Source organism: Providencia sp. PROV129, from assembly GCF_028482245.1.
GTDB classification, from domain to species: domain Bacteria; phylum Pseudomonadota; class Gammaproteobacteria; order Enterobacterales; family Enterobacteriaceae; genus Providencia; species Providencia vermicola.
The window spans coordinates 1-24,349 of the sequence record NZ_JAMPQD010000011.1 but is presented as its reverse complement, the minus strand read 5'-3'; the positions used below and the strand labels follow the sequence as shown (position 1 = coordinate 24,349).

25 protein-coding genes are annotated in these 24,349 nt (G+C 42.7%); 16 read left to right on the top strand and 9 right to left on the bottom strand.

Annotated features, from left to right (window positions below; all coding sequences use genetic code 11):
• Positions 1-31: 31 nt before the first annotated feature.
• On the bottom strand, positions 32-664 hold the full coding sequence (crp, locus tag PSF27_RS08245; RefSeq protein WP_004262556.1) for a cAMP-activated global transcriptional regulator CRP: 633 nt from the start codon (positions 662-664) through the stop codon (positions 32-34).
• Positions 665-1,020: 356 nt separating this feature from the next.
• Here crp and PSF27_RS08240 point away from each other — a divergent pair, with 356 nt between their 5' ends.
• On the top strand, positions 1,021-1,422 hold the full coding sequence (locus PSF27_RS08240; protein ID WP_206084820.1) for an OsmC family protein: 402 nt from the start codon (positions 1,021-1,023) through the stop codon (positions 1,420-1,422).
• Between the two features lie 91 nt (positions 1,423-1,513).
• On the opposite strand, the gene PSF27_RS08235 is transcribed toward PSF27_RS08240, so the two are convergent.
• From PSF27_RS08235 to PSF27_RS08225, 3 genes are read right to left on the bottom strand one after another with little or no spacing between them, the layout of a single operon-like run.
• A complete protein-coding gene (locus PSF27_RS08235) occupies positions 1,514-2,380 on the bottom strand; it encodes a phosphoribulokinase (protein ID WP_206084819.1) in 867 nt (288 codons plus the stop codon).
• A gap of 58 nt (positions 2,381-2,438) precedes the next feature.
• Positions 2,439-2,648, bottom strand: a complete 210-nt coding sequence (locus PSF27_RS08230) for a YheU family protein (RefSeq protein WP_206084818.1) — start codon at positions 2,646-2,648, stop codon at positions 2,439-2,441.
• Complete coding sequence (locus tag PSF27_RS08225) at positions 2,645-3,628, bottom strand: hydrolase (protein WP_206084817.1); 984 nt, start codon at positions 3,626-3,628, stop codon at positions 2,645-2,647. Before PSF27_RS08225 ends, PSF27_RS08230 begins: the two co-directional genes overlap by 4 nt.
• A 101-nt stretch (positions 3,629-3,729) precedes the next feature.
• On the opposite strand from PSF27_RS08225, the gene PSF27_RS08220 reads away from it, so the two are divergent.
• Entirely contained in the window at positions 3,730-4,335 is a 606-nt protein-coding gene (locus tag PSF27_RS08220) for a LysE family translocator (protein WP_272681257.1), read from the top strand.
• A 144-nt stretch (positions 4,336-4,479) separates the two neighbouring features.
• On the opposite strand, the gene murP is transcribed toward PSF27_RS08220, so the two are convergent.
• Both murP and murQ read right to left on the bottom strand, forming a co-directional pair.
• A complete protein-coding gene (gene murP, locus PSF27_RS08215) occupies positions 4,480-5,949 on the bottom strand; it encodes a PTS N-acetylmuramic acid transporter subunit IIBC (RefSeq protein WP_272681256.1) in 1,470 nt (489 codons plus the stop codon).
• Between the two features lie 27 nt (positions 5,950-5,976).
• On the bottom strand, positions 5,977-6,888 hold the full coding sequence (gene murQ / locus PSF27_RS08210; RefSeq protein WP_206084814.1) for an N-acetylmuramic acid 6-phosphate etherase: 912 nt from the start codon (positions 6,886-6,888) through the stop codon (positions 5,977-5,979).
• Between the two features lie 252 nt (positions 6,889-7,140).
• Between murQ and PSF27_RS08205 the strand changes: the two genes are divergently transcribed.
• A complete protein-coding gene (locus PSF27_RS08205) occupies positions 7,141-8,001 on the top strand; it encodes a MurR/RpiR family transcriptional regulator (protein WP_206084813.1) in 861 nt (286 codons plus the stop codon).
• Positions 8,002-8,105: 104 nt separating this feature from the next.
• On the top strand, positions 8,106-10,373 hold the full coding sequence (gene adiA / locus PSF27_RS08200) for an arginine decarboxylase (protein ID WP_206084812.1): 2,268 nt from the start codon (positions 8,106-8,108) through the stop codon (positions 10,371-10,373).
• Positions 10,374-10,455: 82 nt separating this feature from the next.
• Here adiA and PSF27_RS08195 read toward each other — a convergent pair whose 3' ends face one another.
• Positions 10,456-12,390 carry an ABC transporter ATP-binding protein gene (locus tag PSF27_RS08195; protein WP_206084811.1) on the bottom strand — a complete coding sequence of 645 codons (1,935 nt, stop codon included), beginning with the start codon at positions 12,388-12,390 and terminating at the stop codon, positions 10,456-10,458.
• A 222-nt stretch (positions 12,391-12,612) separates the two neighbouring features.
• Between PSF27_RS08195 and kefG the strand changes: the two genes are divergently transcribed.
• The 4 genes from kefG (at position 12,613) to slyD (ending at position 15,881) form a co-directional block, all read left to right on the top strand.
• Entirely contained in the window at positions 12,613-13,167 is a 555-nt protein-coding gene (gene kefG, locus PSF27_RS08190; RefSeq protein ID WP_219245452.1) for a glutathione-regulated potassium-efflux system ancillary protein KefG, read from the top strand.
• On the top strand, positions 13,167-14,975 hold the full coding sequence (gene kefB / locus PSF27_RS08185) for a glutathione-regulated potassium-efflux system protein KefB (protein ID WP_272681255.1): 1,809 nt from the start codon (positions 13,167-13,169) through the stop codon (positions 14,973-14,975). Before kefG ends, kefB begins: the two co-directional genes overlap by 1 nt.
• Positions 14,976-14,984: 9 nt before the next feature.
• Positions 14,985-15,188: a YheV family putative zinc ribbon protein gene (locus PSF27_RS08180; RefSeq protein WP_206084808.1), complete on the top strand. Its 204-nt coding sequence runs from the start codon at positions 14,985-14,987 to the stop codon at positions 15,186-15,188.
• An 87-nt stretch (positions 15,189-15,275) separates the two neighbouring features.
• On the top strand, positions 15,276-15,881 hold the full coding sequence (gene slyD, locus PSF27_RS08175) for a peptidylprolyl isomerase (RefSeq protein WP_206084807.1): 606 nt from the start codon (positions 15,276-15,278) through the stop codon (positions 15,879-15,881).
• A 64-nt stretch (positions 15,882-15,945) separates the two neighbouring features.
• On the opposite strand, the gene PSF27_RS08170 is transcribed toward slyD, so the two are convergent.
• Positions 15,946-16,167: a SlyX family protein gene (locus tag PSF27_RS08170; protein WP_206084806.1), complete on the bottom strand. Its 222-nt coding sequence runs from the start codon at positions 16,165-16,167 to the stop codon at positions 15,946-15,948.
• A gap of 257 nt (positions 16,168-16,424) precedes the next feature.
• On the opposite strand from PSF27_RS08170, the gene fkpA reads away from it, so the two are divergent.
• Complete coding sequence (fkpA, locus tag PSF27_RS08165; protein ID WP_206084805.1) at positions 16,425-17,168, top strand: FKBP-type peptidyl-prolyl cis-trans isomerase; 744 nt, start codon at positions 16,425-16,427, stop codon at positions 17,166-17,168.
• Positions 17,169-17,904: 736 nt separating this feature from the next.
• On the opposite strand, the gene PSF27_RS08160 is transcribed toward fkpA, so the two are convergent.
• Positions 17,905-18,204: a colicin Z C-terminal domain-related protein gene (locus PSF27_RS08160; RefSeq protein ID WP_272681254.1), complete on the bottom strand. Its 300-nt coding sequence runs from the start codon at positions 18,202-18,204 to the stop codon at positions 17,905-17,907.
• A 944-nt stretch (positions 18,205-19,148) separates the two neighbouring features.
• Here PSF27_RS08160 and PSF27_RS08155 point away from each other — a divergent pair.
• From PSF27_RS08155 to fusA, 7 genes are all read left to right on the top strand, one after another.
• The gene (locus tag PSF27_RS08155; RefSeq protein ID WP_206084803.1) at positions 19,149-19,853 is read left to right on the top strand and encodes a helix-turn-helix transcriptional regulator; all 705 of its coding nucleotides are present in this window, start codon (positions 19,149-19,151) and stop codon (positions 19,851-19,853) included.
• Positions 19,850-20,254 (top strand): sulfurtransferase complex subunit TusD, encoded by a 405-nt coding sequence (tusD, locus tag PSF27_RS08150; protein ID WP_206084802.1) that lies wholly within the window; start codon positions 19,850-19,852, stop codon positions 20,252-20,254. Before PSF27_RS08155 ends, tusD begins: the two co-directional genes overlap by 4 nt.
• Positions 20,255-20,270: 16 nt before the next feature.
• The gene (tusC, locus tag PSF27_RS08145; RefSeq protein WP_206084801.1) at positions 20,271-20,630 is read left to right on the top strand and encodes a sulfurtransferase complex subunit TusC; all 360 of its coding nucleotides are present in this window, start codon (positions 20,271-20,273) and stop codon (positions 20,628-20,630) included.
• 57 nt (positions 20,631-20,687) lie between these two features.
• Complete coding sequence (gene tusB / locus PSF27_RS08140; protein WP_206084800.1) at positions 20,688-20,975, top strand: sulfurtransferase complex subunit TusB; 288 nt, start codon at positions 20,688-20,690, stop codon at positions 20,973-20,975.
• A gap of 136 nt (positions 20,976-21,111) precedes the next feature.
• On the top strand, positions 21,112-21,486 hold the full coding sequence (gene rpsL / locus PSF27_RS08135; RefSeq protein WP_004265905.1) for a 30S ribosomal protein S12: 375 nt from the start codon (positions 21,112-21,114) through the stop codon (positions 21,484-21,486).
• A gap of 97 nt (positions 21,487-21,583) precedes the next feature.
• Positions 21,584-22,054, top strand: a complete 471-nt coding sequence (gene rpsG, locus PSF27_RS08130) for a 30S ribosomal protein S7 (protein WP_004262486.1) — start codon at positions 21,584-21,586, stop codon at positions 22,052-22,054.
• A gap of 89 nt (positions 22,055-22,143) precedes the next feature.
• Positions 22,144-24,270 carry an elongation factor G gene (fusA, locus tag PSF27_RS08125; RefSeq protein WP_206084799.1) on the top strand — a complete coding sequence of 709 codons (2,127 nt, stop codon included), beginning with the start codon at positions 22,144-22,146 and terminating at the stop codon, positions 24,268-24,270.
• The last annotated feature ends 79 nt before the right edge of the window (positions 24,271-24,349 follow it).

Here is a 24,349-nt window from a genome sequence, read left to right as displayed (position 1 = left end):
GCCCCACCAAGGGAGTGAGGCGAAAGGTTAGTTATCGAGTACCGTAAACAACAATGGTTTTACCATGCGCGGAGATTAAGTTTTGATCTTCCAGCATTTTCAAAATACGGCCGACAGTTTCACGGGAACAACCAACGATTTGGCCAATCTCCTGACGGGTGATTTTGATTTGCATCCCATCTGGATGTGTCATGGCATCAGGTTGTTTGGCTAAATTCAGTAGCGTTTGTGCAATACGGCCTGTTACGTCTAAGAAGGCGAGGTTGCCCACTTTTTCTGACGTTGTTTGCAGGCGGCTTGCCATTTGCGCGGAAAGGCGCATTAAGATATCAGGATTAACCTGAATCAATTGACGGAATTTTTTGTAAGAAATTTCAGCAACTTCGCAGGCGATTTTTGCTCTAACCCACGCAGTACGTTCTTGCCCTTCTTCAAATAATCCAAGCTCACCAATGAAATCCCCCTGATTCAGGTAGGAGAGGATCATTTCTTTGCCTTCTTCATCTTTGATTAAAACAGCCACTGAACCTTTAACTATGTAGTAAAGGGTTTCTGCTTTCTCACCCTGATGGATCAGTGTGCTCTTGGATGGATACTTATGAATATGGCAGTGTGACAAAAACCATTCAAGAGTAGGGTCTGTTTGTGGCTTGCCGAGAACCATTAGCGTTATCCTCTGTATGTTATTGCAGCCATCCGGAAAAAGCGTACCAGAAAGGCTGGCTTTAAAGTCACTAGCTTAGCATATTAATTTGTCTTATATACCCTAAATAACAGGAAGAGCAACATTGCATCAATCGCTTTTCATGGTTAGGGTAAACAAATTGATATCAACACTATAATATAATCAAATAAAACGTTGAGTTTTGATCTTAATCCTATCAACTAAGTATTGTTTGTAGCATATCCGATACAGAAAGTCTTCCCTGTATCGCTTCAGCAGAATAAAGCTGATATAACATTCTTTATATCTATGGAACAATGTAGCCTTTAAATCGATTTCATTTCAAGGGGAATAAAATGGAAGCAAGAGTTAAATGGGTGGAGGGGCTCTCTTTTTTAGGTGAGTCAGCGTCAGGCCACCAAGTGATGATGGACGGCAATGCAGGCGATAAAGCACCAAGCCCAATGGAAATGGTGTTAATGGCTGCAGGTGGTTGCAGTGCAATTGATGTGGTATCCATCTTACAAAAAGGCCGTAATGATATTACCGACTGTGAAGTGAAATTAACCTCTCAGCGCCGTGAAGAAGCGCCTCGTTATTTCGTTAAAATCCATTTGCATTTTATTGTAACAGGGAATGAATTAACGGATAAAGCGGTTGAACGTGCAGTTCAGCTTTCTGCTGAAAAATATTGTTCAGTCGCGTTGATGTTAGAAAAGACCGTCGAAGTGACACATAGCTTTGAAATTAAAAATTAAAAATAAATTTAATAGTTATTGATATATTTTAAAAATAAGATGCTTATTCTAATTAATGGTAAGCATCTTATTTAATAATCAAAAAAACAATTTAGTCATGTTTCTGAGTAATTAGCTTTTCGACTATTGGCATCATAATTAATTCCATTGCTAAGCCTAATTTCCCCCCTGGCACGACAATCGTATTCATCGCGGAGATAAACGAGCCAGATATCATTGACAGTAGATAGGGAAAATCAATCTGTTCAAGTCCACGAAAGCGAATAACAATAAAACTTTCATCTTGTGAAGGAATAGCTTTCGCTGAAAATGGGTTTGAGGTATCTACAGTAGGTACGCGTTGGAAGTTAATATGGGTACGGGAAAATTGTGGTGTGATGTAGTTAATATAATCCCCCATTGAACGTACCACCGAATCCATGACTGCTTCTCTAGAGTGCCCACGTTCAGTGGTGTCACGGATGAGTTTTTGTATCCACTCTAAGTTCACAATAGGCACAACACCTACCAGTAAATCAACATGTTGCGCGACATTGTGCTCAGGTGTCACAATCCCACCGTGTAAGCCTTCATAAAACAGCACATCCGTTTTTTCAGGTAACGATTCCCAAGGAGTGAACGTACCTGGTTGTAAGCCATAAGGTACTGCTTCATCATAGGTATGTAGGTATTTACGCGATTTCCCACAGCCCGTTTTGGCGTAATCCACCAGTGTTTGCTCAAGTAGCGCAAAGTCATTGGCTTCTGGACCAAAATAACTAATATGGCGGCCTTGCTCTCTGGCTTTGCGAATCGCCATATCCATTTCAGGGCGCGTGTAACGGTGGAAGCTGTCCCCCTCTAGTGTGGCTGATTGGATATTTAATTGGTGGAATATTTTACGAAAGGCTTGGCTAGTTGACGTTGTGCCAGCACCGCTTGAACCAGTGATGGCAATAATCGGGTGTTTTTTGGACATAGCGGACTCCCTGTGTTGCGCTTATGGCCACTATTTCAGAAACAGCGAACGAAGCGGGTTAGCGGGCTTTAGGCATGAAATTAACGGATTCATGCAATTCTGACCAGACTAGCACAATTTCGCCAGAAACTAACTGCCGTTTCACATCGTTCACTTTATCTTGCAGGCTTTTTTCTTGGGCACCATAGTCAGTGCCTTCGCGTAACACATAGCTTTCAATTAGATTTTCCAGTGTTTCAGGCGTAAGTTCTTGCCAAGGAATAATCATTTTTTTTCCTTATTTAGATAAGGGATTAGCCATTGTGGAATGCGGGTTTCTAGCCACATTTTGGGCTTTCTTAATGTGCCACTCACAAAGCCCACATGACCACCGTGTTCCGTCATCTGGTACTCCACATTTTTAGGTAAATGTGATAGATCAGGAACTACTTCTGGCGCCATAAACGGATCATCTTTGGCATGAATAATTAACGTTGGTTTGGTGATATAGGCAAGCTTAGGGAGCGCGCTACATTTTTGATAGTAATCCGTCGCATCATCAAAGCCATGAATACGAGCGGTGATCACATCATCAAATTCACGGATCCGTTTAAGTTGCTTTAGCTGTAACAGATTTAATGGTAATGAACCTGGATAGCGAACGAGTTTGCGAGTCGCATTGCGTTTTAAGCCATTGAGTAAATAGCGTTGATAAAATTGGGAAATCCCTTTTTCCATCCGCAATGAACAGGCTTCCAACATGAGCGGTGCAGAGACCACGACACCTGCATCCACATCTGCATTTTGACCACTTTCGGCTAAATAACACGCTAACATATTGCCACCAAGGGAATAACCCACCGCTGCTGTTGGTGCATCACCAAAGGTGTGCTTTAGCCAACGCAAAAAATAACGTGCATCACTGGTTTCACCTGAATGATAGATACGCTGCTGGCGATTCGGTTCGCCGCTGCAACCCCGAAAATGCATGATGACACCTAACCAACCTTGGTTTTGTGCGCTTTCTAGCATGCCGTGGGCATAAGGGCTTTTAAAATTGCCTTCTAACCCATGAAAAATAACTAAACGCGGCTTATGTGCAGCGAGCTCAGGTTTTTCGCTCCAAGCAAGATCGATAAAATCGCCATCAGGCAATTCAAGTCTCTGCCAAAGAGGTTTAATTTTCGGTGTCCTGCGAAAAATTCTTGGCAACAAAGTTTGGAGGTGTGGATTCTTAGCCCAACTTATCGGACGAAAGTTTTCTGACATAGCCTTATTTTATTTAATGGGGACTCTTGTGAGTCACATAACATACTGTTATTTTTTTGTGATGCAAGTAAACAAATTTGAGTTTGAGGATTAAAGTATAAATGACACTGGGGCTGATTTTTTCACTTTTTACATTTCTATTCATTGCCGCAGTCACACCTGGCCCTAACAACATGTTGTTGACCTCAAGTGCAGCAAACTATGGTTTTCGTCGTACTATCACATTATGCCTTGGGATCATGCTAGGTATGCAGCTCATACTTTACCTCTCTGCATTTGGGATTGCTGCGCTTTTACTGCTATATCCTGCGATCCATATCGTGTTAAAAATTGCGGGCAGTATTTACTTATTGTGGCTTGCATGGAAAACAGCCACGGCAAATTATGCACCACTTAAAGCAAATAGCGAAGTGGCAAAAAGCGTCACTTGGTATCAAGGCGGTTTATTGCAATTTTTAAACCCAAAAGCATGGATGATGGGTTTAGGTGCCGTTGGTGGGTTTAGTCTACCTGGTGAGTTATTCATTCAGTCAATTATTATGATGAGTATCGCTTTTGTGGTTGTGAATTTGGCGGCAGGGCTTATTTGGATGGGGTTTGGCTCGTTAATTAGCCTGTTTCTTCGTAGCCGGCGTGCATGGTTTATCTTTAACTGGACAATGGGATTGCTGACCGCACTGTGCGTACCATTGATTTGGTTAGAGTAATGCCTATAGCCAAGAAGCTAATCATATTTAGCTTCTTGGCATCTCTATATATGAAAAGTACGGTCGTGACCCGTTGGTAATTCGATGGTTAGGCTAACTTTTCCCTCGCATCGCACCTACATGCGGCTTTTGCTTAGGGAGTGATTAACTTAAATCGACGCCTTTACTGCCAAATAGGTAAGTAAAGAGGAAACCGCAGACATACGAAACCAGTATGCCGCCCGCATACACTGCCATCCCTGCGAGTACACCTTGCCCTGAGGTCATTAAGGGGATCGCGATTAATCCAGATGGGCCAAACACAGTATTTAAACCTACGGGCAAACCCATCCATGCTACCGCACCGATAAAGAACCCTCCTGCTGCGCCACCTAAACATGCTGTCACAAACGGTTTGACGCGAGGGAGTGTGACACCGTAAATCAACGGCTCGCCAATCCCTAAGAACCCAGGGAACAGCGCCCCACCAATTTGTCCGCGGGTTACAGAGCCTTTTTTGGCTTTCACGTATAAGGCAAGCGCCGCACCGACTTGGCCTGCACCCGCCATCGCCAGTATTGGGAATAGCGAGTTAAACCCTTGTGCATCCACTAAGGCAACATAAACAGGGATAAACCCTTGGTGAACCCCAAACATGACCGCAATTAAGAACAACCCAGCTAAGACTGCGGTACCAATCGGGTTACCGTTTAAGTGCATAAATAACCAAGACATTCCATCGAACAGCCAAACACCAATCGGCATGATAAAGATAAAGGTTGCTGCACCGACAATTAACAGAGTAATAGTTGAGGTCAGAATAATATCAAGGCTGGATGGAATAATTTTGCGGACTTGTTTTTCAACCCATGCACCAAAGATACAAGCAATTAAAATCCCAATAATGTTGCCGCGGGGGTCGATGTGCCAACCAAAGAAGTTAGACATCCCCGAATAGAAGCCTTTTGTTGCTTCTGGGTCGTAACCTAAAATAAATAAGGCGGCAATAATTGCGCCATTAACGCCACTTCCACCAAAGGCTTTTTGGGCGTTGTAGCCAATTAATAACCCCATAAAGGTAAATAAACCTTTACCAAATATGGCTAGGTAAGCAATGGCACTTTTTAACCAAGCCAGCTGCTGGGAGTCTGGTGGGAACACGTTTTCATTGGTGACTAATAACCCAAGTAATGATGCGATCCCCATCAACAGACCTGCACCAATAAACCCTGGAATTAGGGGAGTAAAGATGGTGGCAAACTTTGATAGAAAGCGGTGTACCGCGCTAGTTTGTTTCTTTTTCAACTGCTGCTTATTGGCAGAGGCAATTTCGTTCAAATCTTGAGTTTGATGAGGTGATTCATCGTGCTCATCTTCTTCATCCTCTAGCATTTTGTTCATTAAGTCCGCGGCGGTTTGGGCTTTACCTGGGCCTAGGACAATTTGTAGCTGCTCGTCACTTTCGATAACACCAAGCACGCCTGGGATTTGTTTCAGTGCGGCTTTATCGAAGAGTTGGTCACTGTTGAGTGTCAGTCGTAAGCGAGTCATGCAGTTACCCGCTAGTTTTATATTGCGACGACCCCCAACTTGTTGCAGGATCTGCTGCATCATTTCTATTGTTATTTTAGCCATACTATTTTTCTCATTAAAATCCGCGTATTAGGCGGAAGATGCCATATTGAGTGCTGTACGAATAAAACCGTTATTGTTGGTGAGCAGCTGACGAGCCTCATCGGCATTCAAGCCTGATAACACCATCAAAATTGCCGTCTTACAGTGCCTGTCACATTGTTGAAGTGCGTTTTCAGCTGTGGTTCGGTCACAGTCCGTTGCCTCCATAACAATTTTAGTTTGTCTTTCAATTAACTTGGCATTCGTGGCTTCAACATCCACCATCAAGTTGCCAAATACCTTACCGATACGGATCATCGCGCCTGTAGTGATCATATTCAGCACTAGTTTTTGGGCTGTTCCCGCTTTCATTCGTGAAGAACCAGTGACCACTTCTGGACCAACAATAGGGGTAATTGCGATATCTGCTGCATTGGCGATGGGGCTATTTGGGTTACAGCTAATGGCTGCTGTCGTGGCGCCGACAGAGCCTGCATAAGCTAAAGCGCCTAACACATACGGAGTACGCCCACTTGCTGCGATACCAACGAGTACATCTTTTTCATTAAATTGGATATTTTTCAGGTCTTGTTCACCTAACTCAGGTTTATCTTCTGCGTTTTCGACGGCACGAAAAATGGCTTGGTGACCGCCTGCAATGAGGCCGATGACTTGCTCATGAGGAGTTCCATAAGTTGGTGGGCACTCACTGGCATCAAGTATGCCTAAACGCCCAGAGGTACCAGCGCCCGAGTAAACTAATCGACCACCGTTTAGAAATGCGTCTGCGACTTTATCAACTAACTGTGCAATTTCAGGCAAGACTTTTTCGACAGCTAAAGGGACTTGTTTATCTTCGTTGTTAATCACTTGCAGCATTTGCAAGGTAGGAAGTTGGTCGATATGTGTACTTGCGGAATTGCGGCTTTCCGTTACCATTTTGCTTAAGTCGATAGTCATGAAATAGCTCCTAAATCAGATATTGTGCCAATATTATGGAATTATTTATTCCTTTGGTGTGATTGAAATCACGGTGTTATCTATTCTAACTTGCGAATATAAAGGAATATTTTGTCATTTATTTCAAATTAAAGAGTCACTTTTCATTGAATTTATTCGATTATTTTTAACGTATCGATTAAGTTTTATTGGAATAATTTATTATTATTATTTTTTTGATGGCTTGAAATTTACACCTTTTGGGGGCTCACTATGACATTATTGGATGTCATTACGTATTCACTACCTCGATTAGCAGAAAATCAGCGGAAAATTGCGCAATTTATCCTGGAAAATCCAGAAAATATATTGAGTTTGTCTTCATCTCAACTGGCTGAGAAGCTAAATGTCAGCCAGTCCGCTATTGTGAAGTTTAGCCAAAAAGTGGGCGTTAAGGGGTACCCTGCGCTGAAATTGGCGCTAAGTGAAATTATTGGGCGCCAGAAACTTAATGAAGGGACGGCTCATACTGCATTGCATAATCGAATTGCACCGAATGATAATTTGATGGTGGTGGCGCAAAAGCTTGCGATGGAGAAAAACCATTCGATAACAGAGACAACAAAGCATATTGATTTCAAGCAGTTTGAAAAGGTCGTTGCGTTAATCGATAAATCTCAGCGGGTGCAGATAGTCGGCATTGGCGGCTCAGGGCTCACGGCAAAGGATTTAAGTTATAAGCTGCAAAAAATTGGGATTACTACCTTGGTCGAATTTGATCATCATGTGCAAATTGCAGCGGCATTAACGTTAAATTCCAATGATGTACAGATTGTTATCTCGTTTACGGGCAAGCGAAAAGACATGCTGAGTGCAGCGAATATCGCTCGTAAGCAAGGAGCATCGGTTATCGCGATAACGCGTGACCGACATTCACCACTGGCGCAACTCTCTGATTACGTTATTGAAAGTATTGCGGAAGAAGATGAGTGGCGTAGTTCGTCTATTTCATCTCGAACAGCTCAAAACACTATAACCGACCTCATTTTTATGGCATTGCTACAAAAACGTGAGGCTAAAGCCAAGTCTTTAGTTATGAATGCGAGAATGGCAATTAATAATTTAGATGAATAGCCTTTAGTCTTATAACTCATCGATAACTTTGCAATACATACCTATTTGCGTTAAGACTAAAGTTATAAGTATTTAAATTTGAAATATTCAAAGGGGAATTATTGATGAGAGCACTCATTGTTTATACTGAGTTAACTGACGAAGATTCCGTTATTAGCCACGCAGTAGCAAGACTGGCAAGTGAATTGAACGATGAACATGTTGAAACCGTGATTATTCGGGATTTTGAAGATGGGATGGCTTACATCCGTTCAAATACGAGCATCGATTGCTTGCTATACGGCCGCGATATGTCAGATAAGCAAGAACAAACCCAAGCTCATCAATTAATTACTCAGCTTCACCGTCGACAAGAAGATGTCCCTGTTTTTTTACTGAGCGATCGTGAAGAAGCGCTAACCGCTTTTGACCGAAAAATGATGGAGCAAGTCGATGAATTTGCTTGGATTTTAGAAGATTCAGCCGACTTTATTGCTGGGCGTGTACTTGCGGCGATTATTCGCTATCGTGCACAATTGTTGCCGCCATTAATGAAAAGCTTAATTAAATACAGTGACATACATGAATATTCGTGGGCGGCCCCAGGGCACCAAGGTGGGGTTGGTTTTACCAAAACACCTGCGGGGCGTATTTATCACGATTTTTTTGGTGAGAATTTATTTCGCACAGATATTGGGATTGAGCGAGTTGCAGTGGGCTCATTGCTAGACCATACAGGGGCATTTGGTGAATGTGAAAAAAATGCCGCGCGTATCTTTGGTGCTGACCAATCTTATTCGGTGGTTGTCGGGACATCGGGTTCCAATCGAACGATTATGCAAGCTTGCATGACTGATGATGATGTCGTCGTCATCGACCGAAATTGTCATAAATCGATTGAGCAGGGGTTGATCCTGACAGGGGCTAAACCTGTGTATATGACACCTAGCCGTAACCGCTATGGTATTATCGGTCCAATTTATCCGAAAGAGATGACACCCGAAGCCATTGCTGAAAAGATCGCTAAGAATCCATTAACATTGGACAAAATCGGTAAACGCCCTACCTATAGTGTTGTCACTAACTGTACCTACGATGGTGTCTGCTACCATGCACGCAAAGTTCAAGATTTACTGGATAAATCATTGGATAGAATTCATTTTGATGAGGCATGGTATGGGTATGCACGTTTTAATCCGATTTATCATAACCACTTTGCTATGCGAGATGAGCCGAGAAATGGCGATGAGCCGACGATTTTTGCCACTCACTCCACACATAAGTTGTTGAATGCGTTATCCCAAGCATCATTCATTCACATCCGAAATGGTCGTAACTCGATTGATTTCAATCGCTTTAATCAGGCTTATCATATGCACGCCACCACTTCGCCGCTGTATGCCATTTGTGCCTCAAACGATATCGCGGCGGATATGATGGATGGTAATAGCGGGCGTTCACTCACCGACGAAGTTATTCGTGAATCTATCGATTTCCGCCAATCATTGGGTTATTTGTATAAAGAGTTTCTCAATGATGACGAATGGTTCTTTAAGCCATGGAATCAGGAAATGGTAAAGGACCCTGCGACAGGGAAACGCTATGCTTTTGAAGATGCCCCTGTTGAGCTGCTGATGAAAGAGCAGAGCTGCTGGGTAATGAACCCTGAGGATAAATGGCACGGTTTTAAAGATATCCCTGAAAACTGGGCGATGCTTGACCCTATTAAAGTCAGTATTTTATCACCAGGAATGGGGGACGATGGCAAACTGCAAGACACTGGCGTACCCGCAGCACTGGTGACTGCATGGTTGAACCATTATGGGATTGTGCCAACACGGACAACGGATTTCCAGATTATGTTCTTGTTTTCCATGGGGATCACTAAAGGGAAGTGGGGGACTTTAGTTAATGCGCTACTCTCCTTTAAACGCCACTATGACAATAACACCAGTTTGAAAAAGGTGTTACCTGAAGTGGTGGAAAGTGCCCCTGAAATATATGGTCACATGGGGTTACGTGACTTAGGCGATAAAATGTTTATCTATCTACAGAAAAATAACCCTGCTGGGCAGCTGAATCAAGCGTATGAACAATTGCCTGAAGTGGTGATGAGCCCACGAGATGCGTACCAAGAAATTGTCGCTAACCGCGTGGAAGCAGTTCCGCTCGATAAACTCGCCGGGCGTATCGCTGCCAATTCGATTATTCCGTATCCACCAGGTATCCCGATGTTGCTATCAGGGGAAAGTTTTGGGGATAAAAACAGCCCACATATCGGTTACTTACACAGCCTGCAGGCGTGGGATAGTGAGTTCCCTGGCTTTGAACATGAAACCGAAGGAACCGAAATTATCGATGGGCAGTATTATGTGATGTGTGTGAAACACTAATGACATCAAGCTAGAAAACGAAAAAGGCGCTTGATTTTAATAAGTCAGGCGCCTTTTTGCGTGTTAATTAATGGCAGAATAACTAGTTGGCCTCAAACTCACTGGTCATCACTTCCAGTTTTTCTTGTAGCTCCATCCATTCCATTTCAACCGCTTCAAGGGCGGATTTTTGCTCCGTTTGTTTTTTCAAACATTCAGTCAGCTCTGCTTTTTTATCTTGCTCATAAATTGCTGCGTCAGAAAGCTTCGATTCTAACTCGCCCAGTGACCTAGAGTATTTCTCCATCTGCTTTTCCAACTCCGTGATTTTTTTACGGATTGGTTGAGTTAGCTGGCGGAACTCCGCTTCACGACGTTTTTGATCTTTCCTATCTTGCGCGGTGACTGTTGCCGCAGCGGCGGGTTTGTCTTTCTCTTGCTGGTCACGCACTTGCTGCAATTCGAGCTTGTTTTGCTCGGCAAGCCATTGTTGGTAATCTTCTAAATCACCATCAAATTGTTCTACTGCACCGCCGTGAACTAAATACAGCTCATCAGTGGTGGTTCTTAGCAAGTGCCTATCATGGGAAACCACGACTAATGCGCCTTCGAATGCCATCAAGGCTTCGGTGAGGGCTTGGCGCATGTCCAAATCCAAGTGGTTGGTTGGCTCATCGAGTAACAACAGATTTGGGCGTTGCCAGACGATGAGTGCTAGCACCAAACGTGCTTTCTCTCCACCAGAGAAACGGCCGCTAGGGTCTGTCACTTGGTCGCCTTTAAAACCAAAACCACCTAAATAGTCGCGCAGCTGTTGCTCTGTTTGCTCTGGGGCAAGGCGTGCAAGGTGTTGTAATGGAGATTCTTCAGGGTGCAGGTATTCCAACTGGTGCTGGGCGAAATAACCCAGTTTGATGCCTTTAGCGAGGGAAATTTCACCCTGTAATGGCGGTAAATCACCTGCTAGCATCTTAATTAATGTGGATTTACCCGCGCCATTACGCCCCAGTAACCCAATGCGTGAACCTGGCACTAAGTTCAGCTTAATCGATTGCAAAACGATTTTTTCACCGTAGCCCGCGCTGACTTTTTCCATCTTTAATAATGGATTTGGCAAACTTTCAGGTTTACGGAATGAAAAATGGAATGGGTTATCCACGTGTGCAGGTGCCACCATTTCCATTCTTTCCAACATCTTAATACGGCTTTGTGCTTGCTTTGCTTTGGTTGCTTGCACTCTAAAGCGGTCGATATAGCTTTGTAGGTGTGCGGCCTTAGCCTGTTGGCTTTCATACAGCGCTTGTTGTTGAGCCAGTTTTGTTGCGCGCTGGCGTTCAAATGAAGAGTAGTTGCCCGTGTATTCGAACATAGTTTCTTGTTCAATATGCAACACTTTATCAATAATTGGGTCGAGGAAATCCCTATCATGGGAAATCAAGATTAACGTGCCTTGGTAGCTTTTCAGCCATTTTTCCAGCCAAATCACCGCATCTAAATCAAGGTGGTTAGTTGGTTCATCAAGTAGCAACAAATCAGAGCGGCAAAGTAGCGCTTGCGCCAGGTTCAAACGCATCCGCCATCCACCCGAAAATGATTTTACGGGAGAGTCTAATTGCGCTTGGCTGAAACCTAAACCATGAAGCAAACTTGATGCACGCGAACGGATTGTCCACGCATCGATAGCATCTAATTGCCCATGGACGACAGCAATGGCATTACCATCATTTTTTTCATTAGCTTGGGCAAGTTTTTGTTCAAGGGCGCGAAACTCACGGTCACCGTCAATGACATATTCGAGAGCGGGCACATCTAATGCAGGGGTTTCTTGGTTGACCCATGCCATAGACCAGTTGCTTGGAAACGTTGCAGAGCCTGCTTCAGCTTGTAATTCGCCTTTCAATAGCGCAAGCAGCGTCGATTTACCGCAGCCATTTTTACCCACTAAACCAACTTTTTGGCCAGGGTTAATCGTTGCCGTGGCATTGTCCAAAAGAACACGAACGCCTCGACGAATTTGGAGTGAAGAGAAAACAATCATAGCAACCGTCTATTAAAAATATGTTAAATTATCAACGTATATACTCTAAATAATTCACAGTGCAGTTAGGCGACAAGCAAATGAGTCGCGAGGAGCCTACTTAAGTAGGTGACTAGTGCGAATGCGCGTAGTCAACAACACTGCAACGTGAAGTAAGACGAGTATAGCAGGCTGCATGGTAACGGAAAATGTTCCGTCTGACACGCCTTTGAGGAGGGAAAGATGTCAAATACACCAAAAGTGCTGGTGGTCTATGCCCATCCAGACCCTGATGAATCTATCGCCAACAAGGCACTGCTTGATGCGGTGCGTGATTTTGAACATGTCACGGTACATGATTTATACGCGACATACCCCGACTATTTTATTGATGTGACCGCGGAGCAAAAGCTGTTGTGCTTGTATGATGTAATTGTTTTTCAGCATCCGCTCTATACTTATAGTTGCCCCGCATTGTTGAAAGAGTGGTTTGACCGCGTATTAACTCGCCGTTTCGCCACCGATATGGGGTATCAAAAATTAAAAGGCAAATATTGGCGCTCGGTGATTACAACAGGGGAACCTATCCATGCCTACCAACACGATGGGTACAACCGTTACCCTTTAACAGAAATACTTCGTCCATTTGAATTGACCGCATTAATGTGTGATATGCAATGGCTGGAGCCGACTATTATTTATGCGGCACGTCGACAGCCTAAAGCCCATTTTCAACAGCTTATTGATGACTACCGTCAATGGATACAACAACCGCTGAGTGCGGGAGGGCTTTCCTAATGTCAGATATGGGGCTATTTGAATCTGTTATCATTTTCCTCTGCGCGGGTGTCATCATGGTACCCATTGCCCAGAAAATTCGTTTGGGCGCGGTACTTGGGTATCTATTGGCAGGGATTATGATTGGGCCATTTGTACTTGGCTTTATCCATAATGTTGATGATATTTTGCATTTCTCTGAAATGGGCGTCGTGTTTTTAATGTTCTTAATTGGCTTAGAGTTAAAACCCTCTAAGTTATGGGAGCTGCGGCGTTCGATTTTTGGTGTAGGCACCGTTCAAGTTGTGGTCACCGCAGCAATCATGGCATCACTGCTGTTTCTTGCCAAATTTTCATGGCAAGCCGCCATTGTGGGTGGGCTGGGGATGGCAATGTCATCAACAGCGATGGCACTGCAACTGATGAACGAAAAGGGCATGTCCAATAAAGAGAGCGGTCAGCTTGGTTTTTCTGTTTTGCTATTCCAAGATATGGCGGTGATCCCGATTATGGCATTGATCCCCTTATTGGCAGGGGATACGGCAACCAGCGACTGGCAAAAAATTGGCTTAAAAGTTGTTGCTTTTTTTGGGTTATGGGTGGTTGGTCGCTACTTATTACGTCCGATGTTTAGGCTAGCTGCAAAATCGGGTGTGCATGAAATTTTTACCGCCGCTGCACTCTTAGTGGTATTAGGTTCTGCGTTGATTATGGAAAGCCTCGGTTTTTCGATGGCGTTAGGTACCTTTATGGCAGGAGTCATGTTAGCGGAAACAGAATTCCGCCATGAATTGGAAATCAACATTGAGCCATTTAAAGGCTTATTGCTGGGGCTGTTTTTTATCTCTGTAGGGATGTCGCTTAACTTACAAGTACTGTGGACTTATTTACCTCAGGTATTGATTGCCGTGGTGGTCTTAGTGGCAGTAAAAGCGTTGGTGCTGTATTTGCTTGGTTTTGCTGCACGGCTGCGTAATGGCGCTCGAGCCCAATTTTCTGGTGTCTTAAGCCAAGGCGGTGAATTTGCCTTCGTTATTTATGCGACGGCTTTTGGGGCAAGTGTCATTGATGAACGCCAAATGGATCTTTTGCTGGTGGTGGTCACACTTTCGATGATGACAACGCCACTTGTGATGCAGCTGATAGATGCTTATTTGAACTACCGATATAATCAGCAACCTGCATCCAGTGAAAAGCCATTTGTGGAAGATAACGACCCACATGTTATTTTGGTGGGCTTTGGCCGTATGGGACAAGTGGTTGGGCGTTTATTAATGGCCAATAAAGTCAAAATCACGGTACTTGAACAAGATGTGACTGCGATTGGCACAATGCGTCGCTACGGTTATACCGTGTATTACGGTGATGCGCGAGAGCTGCAATTACTGCGTTCAGCGGGGGCTGATAAAGCCAAAGCCATTGTGATCACCAGTGATGTGCCTGAGGAAGTGATGGAAATTGTGCGAATTTGCCAAGAAAACTTTCCTAACTTGCATATTATTGCTCGAGCAAAAGGCCGTCTGGAGGCACATGAATTATTGCACAGTGGCGTGACCGACTTTAGCCGTGAAACATTTTCTAGTGCTTTGGAGCTTGGTAGCAAGGCATTAATTAGTACCGGTATGCATCCACACAAAGCCTACCGGGCAAAACAGCATTTCCGTCGCTTAGATATGCGCATGTTGCGGGACGTCTATCCCGAAAGTGAAAATAGCGATAGCGGGCAAATTTCACGTGTAAAAGAAGCGCGTCGTGAGCTCAATGAGCTATTTGAAAAAGAGATGCAAAGAGAACACTGGCAGCCACATAGCTGGAACAATGAACAATAAGGGTAAGAAATGGCTTCAACACGTAAGCGTTTTATTGCAGGCGCGACCTGCCCGAAATGCCAATCACAAGATACGTTGATGATGTGGCGTGAAGATAAAATTGATGTGGTGGAGTGCGTCAACTGTGGCGACCAACAACGCCAAGCGGGGGAGGTTGCCACCGAGCACGTAAGGCAAAAAGAGCAGGTGATTGGTATTTTTACACCTGAATAAGAGAAATTTGTCAATTCTCAATACATCATCATTGTTTTTCGGTACAATTGGCAAAAAATTTTCCCCTTACGGGTAGTAGGAGATGTCATGAAAGTAGCAAAAGACTTGGTGGTCAGCTTGGCTTATCAAGTAAGAACAGAAGACGGTGTTTTAGTTGATGAGTCCCCGGCAAGCGCGCCACTGGACTATTTGCACGGCCGTGGTTCTTTAATTTCTGGTCTAGAAAAAGCGTTAGAAGGCCGTTCTGTTGGTGAAAACTTCGATGTTGAAGTGGCTTCTGACGATGCATACGGTCAATACGATGACAACTTAGTTCAACGCGTTCCTAAAGATGTCTTTATGGGTGTTGATGAGCTGGAAGTTGGCATGCGTTTCTTAGCTGACACTGACATGGGCCCTGTTCCTGTCGAAATCACAGGGATTGAAGGCGACGAAGTTATCGTTGACGGTAACCACATGTTAGCAGGTCAAAACCTGAAATTTAATGTTGAAGTCATGGGCATCCGTGAAGCAACAGAAGAAGAAATCGCACATGGTCACGTTCATGGCGCAGATGGTCACGACCATGACCACGACCACGAAGGTGGTTGCTGTGGCGGTGGCGGTCATAGCCACGGTTCAGAAGGCGGTTGTTGTGGTGGTGGCGAAGGTCACGGCCATGGTCACAAACAAGGTGGCTGCGGTTGCCACTAATACGCTGTATTAGTGTTTGTTTTAGAATAAAAAAAGGAAGCGAAAGCTTCCTTTTTTGTCGCTATCAATAATGTGGCGGCGGTGTTTCTTCTTCTGGTCGCGCCAAATGGGAATCTTGCGACGATTTCAGCCTTTCCGTGACGATGCGTAAATGTTCCTGCATCCGCGTCAACTGCATTTGTTGGTCAGTAATCACTTGATTTAGCTGTTCGATAGCTAATTCTTGGAAAGCCACTTTGCTTTCTAAAAGTTCTAAACGTTGTTCGAATGAATGAGATGAGTCCATTTTCGACTCTCCTTAGGCGTTTTCATCATAATCAAACCATCATAATAACCGAACATTACAAATCAACAGATAAGTTTTAGTTAAACATATAGGCGATGAAACCTCTTTTTGTTAATGTTGTCTGAAGAAATGATTATACTGTTTCTATCACAAATAAATAATGAGACCCAAAGCACTAGGGGCATTATCATAAAATGAATGGTTAACATTGGGTTTACTATTCAAATAGGTTCGCATTAAAATCATCGGAGATTAGGATGAAATCACTGTTTAAGGCAAGTCTTCTGGCAACAACGTTGGCACTTACTTTCACTGCTCCGCAAGTTATGGCAGCGGAAGCCAAAGCACAAAGTAGCGCATTTAAAAATGCTGAAGAGCGTAATGCTTATGCACTGGGCGCTTCTTTAGGTCGCTACATGCAGAATTCATTAGAAGAACAAAAAACTATTGGTATTAACTTGGATAACGCACAACTGTTGGCGGGTGTTCAAGATGCATTCAATGGTAAAAGCAAAATGACCGATGCAGAAGTTGAAGAAACCCTGCGTCAGTTCGAAGGGCAAGTTAAAGCAGCTGCCGATAAAAAAATGAAAGACGAATCAGCAAGTAATGAGAAAAAAGGCGCTGAATTCCGTGAAAAATACGCTAAAGAAAAAGGCGTAGTGAAAACCAAATCAGGCTTACTGTACAAAATTGAAAAAGACGGTACAGGCGCTAAACCTAAAGCAGATGAAACCGTTGTCGTTCATTACAAAGGCTCTCTGATTGATGGTACTGAATTTGATAGCTCTTACTCACGTAACGAGCCACTGACTATCCCATTAAACTCGGTCATTAAAGGCTGGACTGAAGGTTTAGTCAACCTGAAAAAAGGCGGCAAAATGCAGTTAGTGATCCCCGCTGATTTAGCGTATGGCGAAAACGGCGTTCCGGGTATCCCAGCTAACTCAACTTTAGTTTTTGATGTTGAATTATTAGATATCAAACCAGCGGCTAAATAAAATAGATTTTAGTTGTCATCAAGCCCGAGGCATTTGTCTTGGGCTTTTTTATACAAATAAGAAAATTAAGATGCTTTTGTTTTTTGCCATGGTAGCTCCTTATTTAAAAACATAGAGCATAAAGTAGATATTATGATGCTGTATATAAGTAAAGATATTGAATTAAAAACAGCAGAAAAAATGATGTAACGACTCATATCTATACCAGAAGATAACCACGACAAATAGCGCTGAACCTCGGCGATTAAAGAAAAAGTTAAAAAATATAAAAATGAACGCAATACGATAGGCTTTACTGAGAGTGATAGATTAAAAAAAACAAAAAATAAAATTGTTTTGGTAATAATAACAAATAATGTAAATAAAAGTGAAGTGTCCAGAAAGTCAATCGAGTTTATATCTTCGTTAGCTAATAATAACGAGAATAAATTAAATAGCTGAGGCGTGAGTATAAAAATGAAGTATAAAAATAAAAAACCACTACTCTTAACTCTAGGTAAGGTTTTGTCCATGTTATTAATCTTGGGTTAAATTATATAAGTGGATGCTTAGCGTTATTATTTAAAAATAACGCGAATTAAGTTAAGGACTAAAAATTACAATTTTCATTGTACTTTTATTAATAGCAATAAGTCAAAATAAAAAATAGTGTCTTCAATCTAGCATTGAATATCCATCAGCTTAGTTACTCTAAAGTTCTCAAGGTAACTAACGCCTAACCCCCAAATTAATGGCATCAATTTGGAACTGTAACGGCAACACTCCCAAACCCGAACGACAACGAGCGTAATCGAATATAATCGCTGCCTGCGCCGTCACCTTCAACAATGTGGCTCCCTGGGCCTAGTGTGGTTACTACGCTAGTTTTAGCTCCATCCATATACTTAATTTGAACCTCAAATGGCATCTCCATCGCTGAGTCTCTAAAATCATATGAGACAGTATATTTATGTTTGCCAATGTAAGATTGTATCGAGTACCAAATAGACCATGTTCCAAATTTTACTGGAATTATGATATCTTTGTTTCCTGCCATGAGAGCTCCTTATTTAAAAATAAAGAAAATGCAGTGGATAATACGGTTAAAAATATAAACGTTTTAGGTGAATTTCTAATGATATGGAAAGGCGTAAAATATGAAATATCAATATTTGATAAATAGAAAACAAAAAGGTTAATCACATCAACGATTAATGTTAATGAAATGGCTAACACAAAAATACGTTTAAATATGGATTTAATATGTAATGAATAATTTAGCACAGAGGTAAGTAGCAGTGAGCGCATTACCATAATCAGTAAGGTAAAGACGATTGAATAGATAGTCAGCTTATCAACATGTATTGTGACAACACCAGTGATGAGCAGTAATAAGTCGTATATTTCACTAAATGAAACTATTAGGAAGTAAATAATTAGCATGTAGATTTTTCGTTTAATCAAAATAAACCTCATTAATTAATTTGGCATGTGGATAGAATTACATCATTATTAAATTTGAATAATTGAATATAATATCTTAATACTATTCTGGCCAAATAAAATGGTAAGGAATTATAATTTTATAGTTTTAATTATGGTTTCGATTTAAATGTATTATTAATGAAAACTCATTAAAGAGAATGGGAAATTTATATTTACTGGCAAGTAAGTTGTTTTTTTCGTTATAAATTATGCGGAATCAAGGCTTATGATCCAGTTTTAGATAAGTCACTGCCTGGCGTGGCAACAGAGTCTAACCGTGGTGAATTTTCGGCAAAAAAATCCCCAAATTGTTTAAAACTTGTGATAAAACAGACTGTCTTGCATTCATTCGCTTGACGGCGACGTCTTGGAGTTTTAACTTCAGAAGACTCTATTTTATTATTTATCATCACAATTGTTGATTATATGCGGTGCAATAAAGGCAAATTAGTCGAATAATGAATGCCTTATTAGTCAACTGGATGAAATGTTTACATTAGAAGGATGATGTTGAAAATGTCAGATTCTTTACAGTCACACGACCTCAGCGATATTAATATACTGGATAACCAGCCTTTTGCTGAAACCGACCACGAAATCTTAAAATCATATGAAGCGGCGGTTGATGGCTTAGCAATGCTAATTGGTGGGCACTGTGAAATCGTTCTTCACTCATTGGAAGACCTGAATTGTTCTGCGGTGAGGATTGCTAACGGCCAGCACACAGGGCGTAAAATTGGCTCCCCAATTACTGACCTTGCGCTGCGTATGCTGCACGATATGGCAGATGAAGAATCTAGCGTCTCTAAAGCTTACTTTACTAAAGCGAAAAGCGGCGACTTAATGAAATCAGTGACGATTGCGATTCGCAACCGTAAGCAGCGTGTCATTGGTTTGTTGTGCATCAATATGAACTTAGATGTGCCTTTCTCCGAAATTATTCAATCGTTTGTTCCAGAAACAAAACAAGAAGTGACTTCAGATGTAAACTTTGCTTCATCCGTTGATGATTTAGTTGCTCAAACATTAGAATACACCATTGAAGAAGTGGGCGCTGACCGTAACGTATCGAATAATGCGAAGAACAAACAAGTGGTTCTGAATTTGTATGAAAAAGGTATTTTCGATATCAAAGATGCGATTAACCAAGTTGCAGATCGCTTAAATATCTCAAAACACACCGTTTATTTGTACATTCGTCAGTTTAAGAGTGGTGAATGAGTCACGCTAATCCATTAACGTACTGCATCTTGGTGACGGGCCCAGCATATGGGACGCAACAAGCTGCAAGTGCGTATCAATTTGCCAAAGCCCTTCTCGAAGAAGGGCACACGTTAAAAACCATATTTTTTTATCGTGAAGGCGTGCTGAACGCAAACTTACTCACATCCCCCGCAACGGACGAGTTCGATTTACTCACGGCTTGGCAGCAATTGGCAAAAGACGCTGGTTGTGAGATGCATATTTGTGTTTCTGCGGCGTTACGGCGTGGTGTAGTTGATCAAGAACAGGCTCAAAACTTATCATTACCAGTCAATAATTTAGCGAGTGGGTTTATGATGAGTGGGTTAGGTAGCTTAGCGGAAGCCATGATGACAGCAGATAGAACCCTTCAATTTTAAGAAAGTAAGGTATCCCGTGAAAAAAATTGCCTTCGTTTTTACGACAATGCCCCATGGAAATGCAAGTGGGCGAGAAGGGTTGGATGCCTTGCTGGCAACATCTGCATTAACGGATGAAATTGAGGTGTTTTTTATTGCTGATGGCGTCTTTCAACTGCGAGTAAACCAACAACCTAAAGCCATTCTTGCGCGGGACTATATCGCAACATTTAAAATATTACCGCTATATGACATTGAAAATATTTATCTTTGTCGGGAATCCCTTCGGGAACGTGGGTTACCTGAAAACGGTGAGTATGTTGTTACGCCTAAAATCCTCAACCCATGTGAAATTCAGCTAAAATTAGCCGCTTGCGATGTGGTGTTGAAATTTTAATCGATTGTTCGTATTTTAAGCTTGGGTTGCGTTTTGATCTATAGTAGGATCGTTTCTATGCTTTATACATTAGCAACATCTCCGTTTAACTGTGATTTTTCGGCTATACTTCGCCTAATGACAGATAAAGACGCGGTTTTATTGATGCAAGATGGCGTGGCTACTGCAATATCACAGTCACCTTTCCTTGATGCATTACAAAAAACGGGGGCACAATTATATGCCTTGGATGTCGATATTAACGCTCGAGGGTTGCAAAATACCCTATCACCCGCCGTTTCTGTGATCACATATCAAGGTTTTGTGAAGCTAACAGAAGTCCAAAAACAACATTTTGCCCTATAAAGGCACTAAAAGTTGTATATTTCTTGACACCTGACTCAGTCGGCAATAAAATTTCGCGTCCTCGTGTATCGTCATGTTGGCGAACGAGGTCAAAATCCGTGTTTACGAAGCAAAAAAACCAGGAGCTTTTTTAATAATGGCAACTATTAATCAGCTGGTACGCAAATCTCGTAGCTCGAAAGTTGTGAAAAGCAACGTTCCAGCACTGGAAGCTTGCCCGCAAAAACGTGGCGTATGTACTCGTGTATATACTACCACTCCTAAAAAACCAAACTCAGCATTACGTAAAGTATGCCGTGTTCGTTTAACTAATGGTTTCGAAGTATCTTCCTACATCGGTGGTGAAGGCCACAACTTGCAGGAACACTCCGTAATCCTTATCCGTGGCGGTCGTGTTAAAGACTTGCCAGGTGTGCGTTATCACACCGTTCGCGGCGCACTGGACTGTTCTGGTGTTAAAGACCGTAAGCAAGCTCGTTCTAAATACGGCGCGAAAAAACCTAAGGCTTAATGGATTACCGTTAAGTAAGGCCAAACATTTTAATCTTAATGTCAAAATACTCTCGTAGAGTTTTGGACAAACCTGAATTAACAACGGAGTCATATCCATGCCACGTCGTCGCGTAATAGGTCAACGTAAAATTCTTCCAGATCCTAAGTTCGGATCAGAATTACTGGCCAAGTTTGTAAATATCCTGATGGTAGACGGGAAAAAATCTACTGCTGAAGCAATCGTATATAACGCACTTGAAACCCTTGCTCAGCGTTCTGGTAAAACTGAACTTGATGCATTCGAATTAGCACTGGATAACGTGCGTCCGACTGTGGAAGTTAAATCCCGCCGTGTTGGTGGTTCAACTTACCAAGTTCCAGTTGAAGTTCGCCCGGTTCGTCGTAATGCCCTGGCAATGCGTTGGATCGTTGATGCTGCTCGTAAACGCGGTGATAAATCTATGGCACTTCGCCTGGCAAATGAATTATCAGACGCTGCTGAGAACAAAGGTTCCGCTGTTAAGAAACGTGAAGACGTTCACCGTATGGCAGAAGCTAACAAGGCGTTCGCACACTACCGTTGGTAATAATTTCTTACCTACATTAGTGATGTATCTCAGGGTAGCCATTTGCTACCCTTTATATGAAGCATTGAACGCCCACGAGAGAGGAAAAAATGGCCCGTCAAACGCCCATAGCACGTTATCGTAATATCGGTATCAGTGCACACATCGACGCCGGTAAAACCACAACTTCTGAACGTATTCTGTTCTATACTGGTGTAAACCATAAAATTGGTGAAACTCACGAAGGTTCTGCAACAATGGACTGGATGGAGCAGGAGCAAGAGCGTGGTATTACTATCACATCTGCAGCGACTACTGCATTCTGGTCTGGTATGGCAAAACAGTATGAGCCACACCGTATCAACATCATCGACACCCCGGGACACGTTGACTTCACAATCGAAGTAGAACGTTCTATGCGTGTTCTTGATGGCGCAGTAATGGTTTACTGTGCAGTTGGTGGTGTTCAGCCACAGTCTGAAACTGTATGGCGTCAGGCTAACAAATATAAAGTTCCACGTATCGCGTTCGTTAACAAAATGGACCGTATGGGTGCGAACTTCTTACGTGTTGTTGAGCAATTAAAAACACGTTTAGCAGCTAACGCAGTTCCACTGCAATTACCAGTCGGCGCAGAAGAAGCGTTCACAGGTGTTGTTGACTTGCTGAAAATGAAAGCAATTAAGTGGAGCGATGAAGACCAGGGCGTTACCTTCGAATACGAAGATATCCCTGCGAGCATGCAAGAAGCAGCTGAAGAGTGGCACAACAACCTGATCGAAACCGCAGCAGAAGCATCAGAAGAACTGATGGAAAAATATCTGGGCGGTGAAGAACTGACTGAAGCAGAAATTAAAGCTGCATTACGTCAACGTGTTCTTGCAAGCGAAATTATCCTGGTTACCTGTGGTTCTGCATTTAAGAACAAAGGTGTTCAGGCGATGCTGGATGCAGTGGTTGATTACTTACCTGCGCCAACAGATGTACCTGCAATCAATGGTATTCTGGATGACGGTAAAGACACACCTGCAGAGCGTCACGCAAGTGATGATGAGCCATTCTCATCATTAGCATTTAAAATTGCAACTGACCCATTCGTTGGTAACTTAACGTTCTTCCGTGTTTACTCTGGTGTTGTTAACTCAGGTGACACAGTTCTGAACGCAGTGAAATCGAAAAAAGAACGTTTTGGCCGTATCGTTCAGATGCACGCTAACAAACGTGAAGAGATCAAAGAAGTTCGCGCTGGTGACATCGCGGCGGCAATCGGTCTGAAAGACGTAACTACAGGTGATACTTTATGTGCAGTTGATGCGCCAATCATCCTGGAGCGTATGGAATTCCCAGAGCCAGTAATCTCTGTTGCAATCGAACCAAAAACTAAAGCTGACCAAGAAAAAATGGGTATCGCATTAGGCCGTCTGGCTCAAGAAGACCCATCATTCCGCGTATCAAGTGATGAAGAGACTAATCAGACTATCATCGCTGGTATGGGTGAATTGCACTTGGACGTTCTGGTTGACCGTATGCGTCGTGAATTTAAAGTTGAAGCGAACGTTGGTAAACCTCAAGTTGCTTACCGTGAAGCAATCACTGCTAAAGTGACTGACATCGAAGGTAAACACGCGAAACAGTCTGGTGGTCGTGGTCAGTACGGTCATGTCGTTATCGATATGTTCCCACTGAACAAAAACGATAAAGACGGTCTGCCAATGGACTACGAATTTGTCAACGAAATCAAGGGTGGTGTAATTCCAACTGAATACATCCCTGCGGTTGATAAAGGTATCCAAGAGCAGCTGAAATCTGGCCCATTAGCTGGCTACCCTGTTGTTAACATGGGTGTTCGTCTGCATTTCGGTTCTTACCATGATGTTGACTCCTCTGAACTGGCGTTTAAACTTGCGGCTTCAATCGCGTTTAAAGATGGCTTCAAAAAAGCTAAACCTGTTCTGCTTGAGCCAATCATGAAAGTCGAAGTGGAAACACCAGAAGACTACATGGGTGATGTTATTGGTGACCTGAACCGTCGTCGTGGTATGATTGAAGGTATGGATGACCTGCCTACTGGTAAAGTCGTTCGTGCACAAGTACCATTGTCCGAAATGTTCGGTTATGCTACTGACCTGCGTTCTCAGACACAAGGTCGTGCTTCATACTCTATGGAGTTCCTGAAGTACAATGAAGCACCAAACAACGTTGCACAGGCTGTTATCGAAGCTCGTAACGCTAAATAATCGATTTTAAATCGGTTAACTACTTTAATTTAAGTTCCTTCTTTATCGTGAAGAGGGAACTCCATAAGGAATAGAGTCG